This window comes from Pseudomonas sp. (assembly GCF_049301935.1).
Taxonomy (GTDB): domain Bacteria; phylum Pseudomonadota; class Gammaproteobacteria; order Pseudomonadales; family Pseudomonadaceae; genus Aquipseudomonas.
Genome location: NZ_JBAQLP010000062.1, coordinates 86209 through 98716 on the forward strand (window position 1 = coordinate 86209; position 12508 = coordinate 98716).

The 12508-nt window shown below is 63.9% G+C and carries 10 protein-coding genes and 1 riboswitch; of the genes, 3 read left to right on the forward strand and 7 right to left on the reverse strand.

Annotation, left to right across the window (positions count from 1 at the left end):
* Nucleotides 1-55: 55 nt before the first annotated feature.
* The 3 genes from WA145_RS09755 (at nt 56) to WA145_RS09765 (ending at nt 7599) form a co-directional block, all read left to right on the forward strand.
* Nucleotides 56-3343 carry a carboxyl transferase domain-containing protein gene (locus WA145_RS09755; RefSeq protein ID WP_422581391.1) on the forward strand — a complete coding sequence of 1096 codons (3288 nt, stop codon included), beginning with the start codon at nt 56-58 and terminating at the stop codon, nt 3341-3343.
* Nucleotides 3344-3428: 85 nt separating this feature from the next.
* The gene (dxs, locus tag WA145_RS09760) at nt 3429-5324 is read left to right on the forward strand and encodes a 1-deoxy-D-xylulose-5-phosphate synthase (RefSeq protein ID WP_422581392.1); all 1896 of its coding nucleotides are present in this window, start codon (nt 3429-3431) and stop codon (nt 5322-5324) included.
* A gap of 66 nt (nt 5325-5390) precedes the next feature.
* A riboswitch (cobalamin riboswitch) is annotated at nt 5391-5606 on the forward strand.
* Nucleotides 5607-5706: 100 nt separating this feature from the next.
* Nucleotides 5707-7599 carry a TonB-dependent receptor domain-containing protein gene (locus tag WA145_RS09765; protein ID WP_422581393.1) on the forward strand — a complete coding sequence of 631 codons (1893 nt, stop codon included), beginning with the start codon at nt 5707-5709 and terminating at the stop codon, nt 7597-7599.
* Nucleotides 7600-7651: 52 nt separating this feature from the next.
* Here the strand turns inward: WA145_RS09765 and WA145_RS09770 are convergent, their stop codons facing one another.
* The 7 genes from WA145_RS09770 to thiL all read right to left on the reverse strand — a co-directional run bounded on the left by WA145_RS09770 (nt 7652) and on the right by thiL (nt 12504).
* Nucleotides 7652-8449, reverse strand: a complete 798-nt coding sequence (locus WA145_RS09770; protein WP_422581394.1) for a cobalamin-binding protein — start codon at nt 8447-8449, stop codon at nt 7652-7654.
* Complete coding sequence (locus tag WA145_RS09775; RefSeq protein WP_422581395.1) at nt 8449-8865, reverse strand: MFS transporter; 417 nt, start codon at nt 8863-8865, stop codon at nt 8449-8451. The genes WA145_RS09770 and WA145_RS09775 overlap by 1 nt, the downstream gene beginning before the upstream one ends.
* The gene (ribA, locus tag WA145_RS09780; protein WP_422581396.1) at nt 8862-9482 is read right to left on the reverse strand and encodes a GTP cyclohydrolase II; all 621 of its coding nucleotides are present in this window, start codon (nt 9480-9482) and stop codon (nt 8862-8864) included. Before ribA ends, WA145_RS09775 begins: the two co-directional genes overlap by 4 nt.
* 121 nt (nt 9483-9603) lie before the next feature.
* Nucleotides 9604-10251 carry a retropepsin-like aspartic protease family protein gene (locus WA145_RS09785; protein WP_422581397.1) on the reverse strand — a complete coding sequence of 216 codons (648 nt, stop codon included), beginning with the start codon at nt 10249-10251 and terminating at the stop codon, nt 9604-9606.
* Nucleotides 10252-10268: 17 nt separating this feature from the next.
* On the reverse strand, nt 10269-10961 hold the full coding sequence (locus WA145_RS09790; protein ID WP_422581398.1) for a substrate-binding periplasmic protein: 693 nt from the start codon (nt 10959-10961) through the stop codon (nt 10269-10271).
* A gap of 51 nt (nt 10962-11012) precedes the next feature.
* Complete coding sequence (locus WA145_RS09795; RefSeq protein ID WP_422581399.1) at nt 11013-11543, reverse strand: phosphatidylglycerophosphatase A; 531 nt, start codon at nt 11541-11543, stop codon at nt 11013-11015.
* Nucleotides 11536-12504: a thiamine-phosphate kinase gene (thiL, locus tag WA145_RS09800; protein WP_422581427.1), complete on the reverse strand. Its 969-nt coding sequence runs from the start codon at nt 12502-12504 to the stop codon at nt 11536-11538. Before thiL ends, WA145_RS09795 begins: the two co-directional genes overlap by 8 nt.
* Nucleotides 12505-12508: the final 4 nt, after the last annotated feature.

The following is a 12508-nucleotide window of genomic DNA, read 5'->3' on the forward strand; positions in this document are numbered from 1 at the left end:
TTACCTCGCCCGCAGAGCGCCTAAGATGGCTGCAGAATAAAAATCTGGAGCCACCATGCCCTCTACCACCGCCCCCTTCGCCGCCCTGCTGATCGCCAACCGTGGCGAAATCGCCATCCGTATCGCCCGCGCCGCCAGTGAGCTGGGCATCCGTTCGGTCGCCGTCTATGCCGAAGACGATGCCGCCTCCCTGCATGTGCGCCAGGCCGACAGCGCCGTGGCGCTCAAGGGCCGTGGCGTGGCGGCCTACCTGGATATGCAGCAGTTGATCGCCATCGCCCAGGCCCAGGGCTGCGATGCCGTGCATCCCGGCTATGGCTTTCTCGCGGAGAACGCCGAATTCGCGCGGCGCTGCCAGGCCGCCGGGCTGTGCTTTGTCGGCCCCAGCAGCGAGGTGTTGCAGCTGTTTGGCGACAAGGCAGCGGCGCGGGAGCTGGCCGAACGCTGCGCCGTGCCGCTGGTGGCGGGGATCAATCGGCCGATCAGCCTGGAGGAAGCCCATGGCTTTCTCGCCGAGCATGGCGCGGTGATGCTCAAGGCCCTGGCCGGCGGCGGCGGTCGTGGCATGCGTCCGGTATTGGCTGCCAGCGAATTGGACGAGGCCTTTGCCCGTTGCCAGTCCGAGGCACACAGCGCCTTCGGCAATAGCGCGCTGTATATCGAGCAGCTTGTAGGCCAAGCCCGGCATATCGAGATTCAGGTGCTGGGCGACAGTACGGGGGCGGTCAGCCACCTGTGGGAGCGTGACTGCAGCCTGCAACGCCGCCAGCAGAAGCTGGTCGAAATCGCCCCCAGCCCGGATCTGCTGTCCACCACCCGCACCCGGATGATCGAGGCCGCGCTGCAACTGGCCGGCGCGGCCCGCTACCAGGGCCTGGGCACCTTCGAATTTCTGCTGGATGCCGAACAGCCCGAGCGTTTCTATTTTATGGAGGCCAACCCGCGTATTCAGGTCGAGCACACCGTCACCGAACAGGTCACTGGCGTCGATCTGCTGCACACCCAACTTAAGCTGGCCGCGGGGATATCCCTAAGCGAGCTGGGTCTGCTCGAACCACCGCCACTGAATGGCTGCGCCGTACAACTGCGGATCAATCTGGAAAGCATGAGCAGCGACGGCAGCACCCGCCCGGCCGCCGGTACCCTGACGGCCTACCAACCACCCAGTGGCCCCGGCCTACGGGTGGACGGCTATGGCTACGCCGGCTATCCGGTCAGCCCCAGCTACGACTCACTGCTGGCCAAGCTGATCGCCCAGGCGCCGGACTACCCCAGCGCCCTGCGCCGCGCCTACCGCGCGCTGTGCGAGTTCCGCCTGGAAGGCGTAGCGAGCAACCTGCACCTGCTGCAAAACCTGCTGCGCCTGCCGCAAGTGGCGAGTTATCAGCTGACCACACGCTTTGTCGAAAGCCAGCTGAGCGAACTGTTGGCCGCCCAGCCCGAGGCCCACCCACATCATTTCTTTGCCGGTGCGCAGGCTGCCAGCAAAGACGCCGAGCAGATAGCGGACGCACCGCCAGGTTGTCTGCCGCTGCTGACCCACAGCACCGGCGTGGTGGTCAGCCTGGCGGTGGCCGAGGGTGATGCCGTGGCCGTCGGCCAGAGCATTGCCGTGCTGGAGGCGATGAAGATGGAGTTTGTGGTTACCGCCAGTCACAGCGGCATCGTCCGCCAACTGGCCGTGCAGGTCGGCAGCGCGCTCAATGAAGGCCAAGCGTTGCTGTTTATCGAGCCGGCCGACGTGGATGCCACCGCCAGCCAAAGCGAACAAAGCCTGGACCTCGATCATATCCGCGCGGACCTGGCCGAAGTGCTCGAACGCCATGCAATTACCCGTGACGAGCGCCGCCCCCAGGCCGTGGCCAAGCGGCGCAAGAGCGGCCAGCGCACCGCACGGGAGAACCTGGCGGACCTGCTGGATGACGGCAGCTTCAACGAATACGGTGCCCTGGCGATTGCCGCGCAACGCCGTCGGCGCTCACAGGAGGAGCTGATTGAGCAAAGCCCGGCCGATGGCCTGGTGGCGGGTATCGGCACGGTCAACGCCGAAACGTTCGCTAGCCAGGCGGCGCGCTGCATGGCCATCGCCTACGACTACACGGTGTTCGCCGGCACCCAGGGCGTGATCAACCATAAGAAGACCGACCGTATGCTCGGCCTCGCCGCGCAGTGGCGCTTGCCGCTGGTGCTGTTTGCCGAAGGCGGTGGCGGCCGTCCGGGGGATACGGATTTTGTCGGCGTGGCCGGGCTGGACTGCCACACCTTTGTCGGCATGGCCAAACTCTCCGGCCTGGTGCCACTGGTCGGCGTGGTGTCCGGCCGCTGCTTCGCCGGCAACGCCGCGCTGCTCGGCTGCTGCGATGTGATTATCGCCACCGACAACGCCACCATCGGCATGGCCGGCCCGGCGATGATCGAAGGTGGCGGCCTGGGTAGCTTTAAACCGGAACAGGTCGGCCCGGTCAGCGTGCAGGGGCCCAATGGCGTGATCGATATACGGGTGGCCGACGAAGCCGAGGCGGTGCGGGTGGCCAAGCAGTACCTGAGCTACTTCCAGGGCCCGCTCAGCGCGTGGCACTGCGCCGATCAGCGCGAGTTGCGTCACCTGATCCCGGAAAACCGTCTGCGGGTCTATGACATCCGTCAGGTGATTGCCACCCTCGCCGACACGGACAGCGTGCTGGAACTGCGCAGGCAGTTCGCCCCTGGGCTGATCACTGCGTTTATCCGCATCGAGGGCCAGCCGTTCGGCCTGCTGGCGAATAACCCGGCGCACCTCGGCGGCGCCATCGACGCGGTGGCCGGCGACAAGGCCGCGCGCTTTATGCAGCTGTGCGATGCCTTCGATATCCCGCTGCTGTCGCTGTGCGACACCCCCGGCTTTATGGTCGGCCCGGCGGCGGAGAAACAGGCCACGGTGCGCCATGTGTCGCGCATGTTTGTCACCGCCGCCAGCCTGACGGTGCCGTTTTTCACTGTGGTGCTGCGCAAGGGCTACGGCCTGGGCGCCCAGGCCATGGCCGCCGGCAGCTTCCATTCACCGCTGTTCACCATCGCCTGGCCCAGCGCCGAATTTGGCGCCATGGGCCTGGAAGGCGCGGTGCGCCTGGGGTTTGCCAAGGAACTGGCCGCCATCGAAGAACCCGCCGCGCGCCAGCAGCTGTTCGACAAGCTGGTGGCCAAGGCCTACCAGAACGGCAAGGGCATCAATATGGCCAGTTTCCTGGAGATCGATGCGGTGATCGACCCCGTGGAAACCCGCGCCTGGCTGCTGCGCGGCCTCAATGCCACCCCTAAACCCGCACCGCGCGAAGGCAAGAAGCGCAGCGTCGACACCTGGTAAAAAGCGCCTGCCCGAAGCATGTTTGGGCAGTTTCCGGCGCTTCGGGTAAACTGCCGCATCTTTTACCCCGATAACGATCTGCCTGATGCCGACGACCTTCCACGCGATTCCCCGTGAGCGCCCGCTGACGCCCCTTCTAGACCGCGCCAACACGCCGGACGAGCTGCGCCGACTGGGCGAAGCCGAGCTAGAAACCCTGGCCGACGAGCTGCGCCAGTACCTGCTGTATACGGTGGGGCAAACGGGCGGGCATTTCGGCGCGGGCCTCGGCGTGATCGAACTGACCGTGGCCCTGCATTACGTTTTCGACACCCCGGATGACCGCCTGGTGTGGGATGTCGGCCATCAGGCCTACCCGCACAAGATCCTCACCGGCCGCCGCGAGCAGATGGGCAGCCTGCGGCAGAAGGACGGCATCGCCGCCTTCCCGCGCCGCTCGGAAAGCGAATACGACACCTTTGGCGTTGGCCACTCCAGCACCAGCATCAGCGCCGCCCTGGGCATGGCCATCGCCGCCCGCCTGCAGAACAGCAAACGCAAGGCCGTGGCGGTGATTGGCGACGGCGCAATGACCGCCGGCATGGCCTTCGAGGCACTAAACCACGCCAGCGATGTGGGCGCCAATATGCTGGTGATCCTCAACGACAACGACATGTCGATCTCCAAGAATGTCGGCGGCCTGTCCAACTACCTGGCCAAGATCATCTCCAGCCGCACTTACTCGAACATGCGCGAAGGCAGCAAGAAGATCCTCTCGCACCTGCCCGGCGCCTGGGAAATCGCGCGCAAGGTCGAAGAACACGCCAAAGGCATGCTGGTGCCCGGCACCCTGTTCGAGGAGCTGGGCTGGAACTATGTCGGCCCCATCGACGGCCATGACTTGCCCACTCTGCTCGCCACCCTGCGCAATATGCGCGACCTCGACGGCCCGCAGTTCCTCCATGTGGTGACCAAGAAGGGCAAGGGCTTCGCCCCGGCCGAGGCCGATCCGATTGGCTACCACGCCATCACCAAGCTGGAGCCGATCAACGCGCCAGCCGCGCCCAAGCAAGCCGCCGGGCCGAAATACTCCGCCGTGTTCGGCCAATGGCTGTGCGATATGGCCGCGCAGGACCCGCGCCTGGTCGGCATTACCCCGGCGATGAAGGAAGGCTCGGACCTGGTGGCGTTTAGCGAACGTTATCCCGAGCGCTATTTCGACGTGGCCATCGCCGAGCAGCATGCGGTGACCCTCGCGGCCGGCATGGCCTGCGACGGCGCCAAGCCGGTGGTGGCGATCTACTCGACCTTTCTGCAGCGCGCCTATGATCAGCTGATTCACGACGTGGCCGTGCAGCACCTCGATGTGCTGTTTGCCATCGACCGCGCCGGCCTGGTCGGCGAGGACGGCCCGACCCACGCCGGCAGCTTCGATATTTCCTACCTGCGCTGCATCCCCGGCATGCTGGTGATGACGCCGAGCGATGAAAACGAACTGCGCCGCATGCTCACCACCGGCCATCTGTTCGACGGCCCGGCGGCGGTGCGCTACCCACGTGGCAGCGGCCCGAATGCCGCCATCGAGCCAGGCCTGCAGCCACTGGAAATCGGCAAGGGCATCGTCCGCCGCCAGGGCAACAAAGCGGCCCTGCTGGTATTTGGCGTGCAGCTACGCGAGGCGCTTAAGGCTGGCGAGGCACTGGATGCGACGGTCGTGGATATGCGCTTTGTCAAACCCCTGGACGAAGCCCTGGTACGCCAGCTGGTCACCAACCACGAGCTGCTGGTCACTATCGAAGAGAACAGCGTGATGGGCGGTGCCGGCAGTGCGGTCAGCGAGTTCCTCGCCTCCGCCGGCATCCTCAAGCCAGTGCTGCACCTGGGCCTGCCCGACTACTACGTCGAGCACGCCAAGCCCGCGCAGATGCTCGCCGAATGCGGGCTGGATGCCGCCGGTATCGAAGCCGCTATCCGCGCGCGCCTCGCCAGCCTTTCTGCATGAATACCGCTCATCCAGAGCTGAACCAGGCTTGCTTGTAATTCATCCACCCGCGGATTAAGGTGCGCGGCGTTTTACTTCCGCCAAGGTGCGTCCCTTCCACAGTGAAGCGGCGTTAAACGGGAAGCCGGTGCGTTCTGTCGAACCAACCCGGCGCTGCCCCCGCAACGGTAATCGACCGCAGAGCCACGCTCTGCACGTCACCTCAACGCCACTGGGTTAGCCCGGGAAGGCGAGGTGGCGCACGTCGAGAGCCCGGAGACCGGCCTTGCTGGATGTGACTGGTGTTGCGGAGGGCATCACCGTCAAGCTCAGGCTGCGTCCGCGCGCCCGTTCTTGCCCCTGCCCTCCTCAAAAGTCGTTTGATCTTTTGAGGATTCTCTACGTGAAAATGTCCCGTCTTGCCCTGGCTGTGGCGCTGCTGCCGCTGGCTGCCCATGCCGAACAATCCAACGCCTACCAGAACCCGCTCGCGCTACCGCCCCTGGTGGTGACCTCCGGACGGCATGCCGAACCAATCCAGCAGGCGACCGCTGTAACCACGGTATTTACCCGCCAGGACATCGAACGCCTACAAGTGCGCAGCGTGGCAGAACTGCTTGAGCGCGTGCCCGGCGTCAGCGTCAGCCGTACTGGCGGCGCGGGCAGCCAGACCGGCTTGTTCGTACGCGGCACTGCAACCGCACAAACCCTGGTTCTGGTCGACGGCCAACGCATTGCTGCCGCGTCCAGCGGCACCAGCAGCCTGGAGTTTCTCAGCCCAGAGCAGATCGAACGTGTTGAAGTCGTGCGCGGCGCACGCTCGGCGCTCTATGGCTCGGATGCCATCGGTGGCGTCGTGCAGATTTTCACCCGCCAAGGCAGCGGTGACGGACTCAAACCCTATGTACGCTTGGGCGTCGGCAGCAACCAGACCTTCGAACGCAACCTTGGTCTGTCCGGTGGCGACGCACAAACCCGCTTCAATCTGGGCGCCGCACTCGATGAAAGCCAAGGGATCGACGCCACACGCGATAACTTCGGTGCCAACGGCGATGACGATGCCTATCGCAATAAATCGCTGAGCCTGAACCTCTCGCACCGCTTCAATGACGATCTTAAAATCGGCTTCAGCGCCCTCGACCAACGTGGTCAGGCCGAGTTCGAGGACATTTTCAGCACCTCGCTGCCCAGCACAGACTTCCAGCTGAGCAGCCTGTCCAGCTACATCGATGGCAACCTCAGCGAAGCCTGGAATAGCCGCCTGGAAATCGGCCACAGCGAGGACAAGCGCGACACCGGCAACGACCAGCCAAACGCCAGTGCATTCTCGTTCTACAGCTTTAATACCTACCGCGACTCGGTCAACTGGGTGAACACCCTGAGCCTCAACGAGCGCCACCAAGTGCTGCTGGGTGCCGATTGGTATGAGGATCGCGTGAATGGCAGTGAGAACTTCACTGAGGACTCGCGCTGGAACCAGGCAGCCTTTATCCAGCACCGTTACAACGCCGACCACTTCTCCACCGAGCTGGGTCTGCGGCATGACAAGAACCAGCAGTTCGGCAGCGAGAACAGCTGGAACGCCGCATTGACCCTGCCATTCAACAACGCCAACGACTTGATCCTGTCCTACAGCGAAGGCTTCCGCGCGCCGACCTTCAACGACCTGTACTACCCCGATTTTTGTTTTGCCGGCTTTTGCTCCGCCAGCGCCAACCCCGACCTCGAACCAGAAACCTCCAAAAGCTACGAAGCCCAATGGCGTAGCCGCTACAGCGAAACTGGCGTGCTGGAGCTGTCGCTGTACCGTATCGACCTGCAGGACGCGATTGTCCTCGACCAGAACTTTATTCCGCAGAACGTGCAGACGGCCCGCATCAACGGCTTCGAGGCCGCGCTCAAACAGGAGCTGTATGGCTGGCAGGGCAACCTGGCACTCGCGCTGATCGATCCACGGGATCGTGACACGGACCACACCCTCGCCCGCCGCGCCAAACGCACGCTGAGCCTGGACCTGGATCGCCCCTTCGGTGAGTTTGCAGTGGGTGCCAGTTGGCGCGCAGTCAGCGGCCGCTATGACGACGCCGCCAACACCCGTGAGCTGGGTGGTTACGGCCTGCTGAGCCTGCGCGGCAAATGGCAAGCCACTGAGGAAGTAGCCTTCGACCTGAAACTGAACAATCTCTTCGATAAGGATTATGCCGAAGCGACTTACAGCACCAGCAACGGTCGTTTCGGCTACAACACCGAAGGCCGTACCGCGCTGTTTGCCGTGACCTGGACGCCTCAGCTTTAAGGCCCTAACCGTCAACCAGGCAATCGACTGAGCCCCGCAAACGCGGGGCTTTTTAGTGTGCCCTACTCAGGGCCCGACACAGACGCTCGGTGGCCGCCAACATCTGAAAACTCGGCCGCTCCAGGCCTGCATCCGGCACCAGCCACAGCTGCTTCCGCGCAACCGCCGCCACCTGCGGCCAGATACGCCAGGCGTCCAGCTGCCCCTGCACGCCCGCCAGAATCACCTCGGGGTTGCGCTGCAGCACCGCCTCCACGCTGACCTGCGGCGCCGGCAAGGTGAGCTCGGCAAATACATTCTCGGCTCCGCAGATACCCAGGGCGTCGCTGATGATCTGCTGGCCGCCGATGGTGTACAGCGGCGTATCCCAGACCTGATAGAACAGGCGCAACGGCTGCTTACGCTGATAGCGCTGACGCAACGCGGCCAGGCCGCTGTTGAATTGCCGCTGCAGTTGCCGGCCCTGCTCGGCGCGGCCGATGCGCGTGCCAATTTCGACGAAGTTCTCTGCCAGATCAGCCAGCTTGCGCGGCTCGACGATCAGCAGGGGAATCCCCATACGTTGCAGCTGCTGGCGTTGCGCGCTGCTGATGCTATCGGGCCAGAGCAGTACCAGATCGGGTTGCAGTTCGAGCAGGCTTTCCAGCTCAAGCTGGCCATAGCGGCCGACCGAAGGCAGCTGCGCGACCGCAGCCGGGCGCTCACCGCCATCGAGCAGGCCGACCAAGAGGTTGCCCGCGTCCAGCTCCAGCATTATTTCAGTCAGCGACGGCGCCAGGCTCACCACCCGCTCGACCGCTGCGGCGGGCAACGCCAGCAACAGCAGCAAACAGAGAGTGGTGGCGCGCATCAGCCGAGTTGGCGGGGAATGCGGTAGAGATAGAGCAGGACGATGCTGGAAATCGCCAGGAGGATCAGCGGAATCGCTTCCAGGCCGGCGAATACCGCGATGGCGGCAATCCAGGCCGGCAGCGCCGCACCGAGCAAGGCCTGGCGACGCACACGCGCCAAATCCAGCCAGGCGTCATGCTCGGCGGGGGTATCCAGGGCTTTTTCCGTGGCCAGCAACGCGCGCTTGTAGGCGCTGAACAGCGGCAGGTTGACAAACATCGAGGCCAGGCCGGCGATAAACAGCGGCATGGTTAGCAGGCCGGGTTTTTGCTCGGCGCCAAACAGCAGGTTGAGCACAAACAACGGGGCCAGGGTCACGGCCAGTTGCCGCCACCACTCCAGCGCTAGTCGACGGCGCACTTCGCTGCGGGTCACAGGCTTTCCTCGACCTCGCCCTGGTGCAGGCTGCCGAGCATATGCCCGAGCTTGCCGGCCTTGGTCGCGAGGTATTTTTTGTTGTGCGGGTTGTGATCAATCTGCAACGGCACACGGGTCGCCACCTTGATGCCCATATCGCCCAGCGCCTTGACCTTGCGCGGGTTGTTGGTCATCAGCTTGAGCTGGCTGATACCCAGGTGATCGAGCATCGGCAAGCAGATCGCATAGTCACGCTGATCGGCACCGAAGCCCAGGCGCTCGTTGGCTTCCACGGTGTCGGCGCCACCGTCCTGCAACTCATAGGCGCGGATCTTGTTCAGCAAGCCAATGCCACGGCCTTCCTGACGCAGGTAGAGCAAGACGCCACGACCTTCATTGGCAATTGCGCGCAGCGCCGCTTCGAGCTGGAAACCGCAATCGCAACGCAGGCTGAACAGTGCATCGCCAGTCAGGCACTCGGAGTGCAAACGGCCGAGCACCGGCGCGCCATCGGCCACATCACCAAAAGTCAGGGCGACATGTTCCTTACCCGTGGCCTCTTCGAGGAAACCGTGCATGGTGAACACGCCAAAGGGCGTGGGCAGCTGGGAGGCGGCGACAAACACGACGGACACCGGATGCTCCTAAAGAAATGGGCTGGAAAAATCAGGCCGGCATTGTAACAGCAGGCCCTGGCAGCCGCTTAGCCTGAATTACTGATGATAAGGATCGAGCCAGCTCGAGATGGTCAAAGCGCTAGTACTTGGACTCCAGCACCAGCACATCCTGTTCGACCTTCCAGCCAACTCGGCTAAGAAAGCTCATGCCAAGCAGGGCCTCGGTGGGCGAGCCGCCTTCCAGTACCACGGCCTCGACACCCAGCACTTCCAGCTCACCGATTTTCACCCGGTCCAGTGTCACGCGCCAGCCGCGCGCGGTGCCGCTGGCGGTACTGACCTGCAACGGTGCGCCAATCACCCGGTAATCGATGCCCAAGCGGCGCGCATGCGCATCATTTAAGGCCACCGAGGTGGCGCCGGTATCCACCAGAAACTGGATGGGCTGACTGTTGACCGAACCCGCTACCCAGTAATGCCCGCCAATACCCTTGGCCACGCTAAGCTGCTTCTTCTGCGCTTCGGCAAAGCCGTTGCTGTATTCGCGGCTGAGGCTATAACTGCGCTCGACACCGTCGACCCGCAACACCGCACCACGGCTGTCGGCGCTGACCACCACCACGCCGCCGGGGCCGACCTGGCCAACCTTGACCAGTTTGCGCTGGCCGTCGACATGCAATACCGCCGCCCCCGGAAACAGGCCGACAACCCGTACCTGGGAGGCCGCCATTAGCCCACTGCCAAGTAGCAGCGACAGGCTCAATAACAAGACTTTCAAGGCGTACATGGAACCTCTCGCACAGGTTAGTCAAACGGGTAAGGTTGCTGCCAGCGCTGGAAAATCGGCCGCAGGCTACCGTCCGCCACCAGGCTATCCATGCGTTTGTCGAACAGCTCGGCCAGGGTTCGGCCACGCGGGGTATCGGCAAAGCCCAGGTAGATTGGCAGTTGGGTCAGCAGGGTAACGCGGTAGCGGGCCGACTGACTCGCATTGCTCAGTACATCTTCAACCTCGGTCAGGGCATCGATATAGAAATCCGCATGACCCAGTTCCAACATGCCGAGGATACCGCTACGGCTAAACACTTCGCGGTACTGGCGCAAATTTGGCAGATAACGCTGATATTCATAGCCGCGCATCCAGACCAAACGGTACTCGCCAAGGGAGTCCTGGGTGGGAATGGGTTTATCCTGCAAGCCCAGCGCGGCGATCTGGTCGGCATCGTAATGCCAACGCGGATAAAACACGCCCTGCTCAACTTCATTCAGGTAGGAGCCGACCCAGGCATCGGCAGCGCCGCGCTGCACCAGGCCGATGGAGCGGGTGTAGGGCACACTCTGGATGCTCAATTGCACGCCGGCCGGCTCATACACGGTGCGCAGAACATCCCAGGCAAGGCCACTGCCATCGACCTGGGTGTGCGCCTCCCAGACCTCACTGGCAATGCGAATCTGCGTCGGCTCGGCAGCGCTGACAGACGCGCTGGCAAGGCTCATCACCGACCACAACCACCACCTACAGCAGCGACTCATTTACCCCTCCATCGGTTACCAGCCCAGCGCGGCGGCCAGGCCGTTGGCCCAGCCCCAGACGACCAGTTGCAGGGCCATCCAGGCGAATACTCCAGCCAGCACGTCATCGAGCATGATGCCGACACCGCCATGCACGTGCCGATCAATCCAGCGAATCGGCCAGGGCTTGAGGATGTCGAACACACGGAACAATAGAAAGCCTAGCAGCAGCCAGCCCCAGCCTTCCGGCACCAGCCAGAGGGTGATCCACATGCCGACCATTTCATCCCAGACGATGCCTTCGTGGTCGTGCACCCGTAGGTCATCGGCTACCTTGCCGCACAGCCAGAAGCCGAACAGCATGGTGATGCCGAGCATCAGCCAGTAGCCCCAGTCCGGCAGCAGCTGAAACAGTGGGATAAACGGCAGCGCCACCAGCGAACCCCAGGTGCCCGGGGCTTTCGGCAAGGTGCCGGAACCGAAGCCAAAGGCCAGGAAATGCCAGGGATTGCGCCAGACCGAAGGCGGTACGAACTCGGCGGGGACTTGCTTGGGATGATCAGTCACTGACACTTCCAAAATGTTGATAGCCGCTATGTGGCAGCGACACAGGCTGGCCTTGCGCGTCCAGCAGAGTAACGCCCTCACCGGCCACAACACGACCAATAACGCGCACAGGCCAACCGGCCTGCTGCAAATCCGCCAGATACTGCACCGGTAGAGTGAATGCCAGGCGGTAATCATCGCCACCACTTAAAGCACACTGGCGCGCCGCCGACTCGCCGGCAAAGGCCAGCAAAGCGGCGGACAGCGGCACCTGCGCCTGTTCGATGAGTAACGCTACACCAGAGGCTGCGGCGATATGCCCGCAGTCGGCCAACAGCCCATCGGAAATATCCAGTGCCGCCGTGGCCTTACCCCGCAGCGCCAGGCCCAGATCGAGCTGCGGCATGGGCGACCAGTAACGCGCCAGCAGCGGCTCGGCTACTGCCGGATCGGCGTGGCGCTGCCCGAGCACCAGCGGCAAAGCACCAGCGGCATCGCCCAGCTCACCACCGACGCAGAGCAGATCACCGACCTGCGCGCCCTGGCGGGTCAGCGCCATGCCAAGCGGCACGCGGCCAAAAACCGTCAGGGTGAGGCTCAGGGGACCACGGGTGGTATCGCCGCCGATCAGACGAATGGCGCAGTGCTGCGCCATCTGATCCAGGCCACGGGCAAACGCCTGCAACCAATCCGGCTCGGCACCGGGCAAGGTCAAGGCCAGGGTAAAACCGACAGGCGTCGCGCCCATCGCAGCCAGATCGCTGACCGAGACAGCCAGCGCACGCTGCGCCAGCAGAAACGGCTCAGGCGATGCAGGGAAATGCACCCCGGCGACCAGGGTGTCGGTAGAAATCGCCAGCTGCTCGCCAGCCGGCACTTGCAGCAGGGCGCAGTCGTCGCCGATGCCCAATGCCACACCTTCGCCGGCCTGCGCACAGGACGCAGCGGCGAAGTAGTGACGGATCAGCTCGAACTCACCCAAGGCA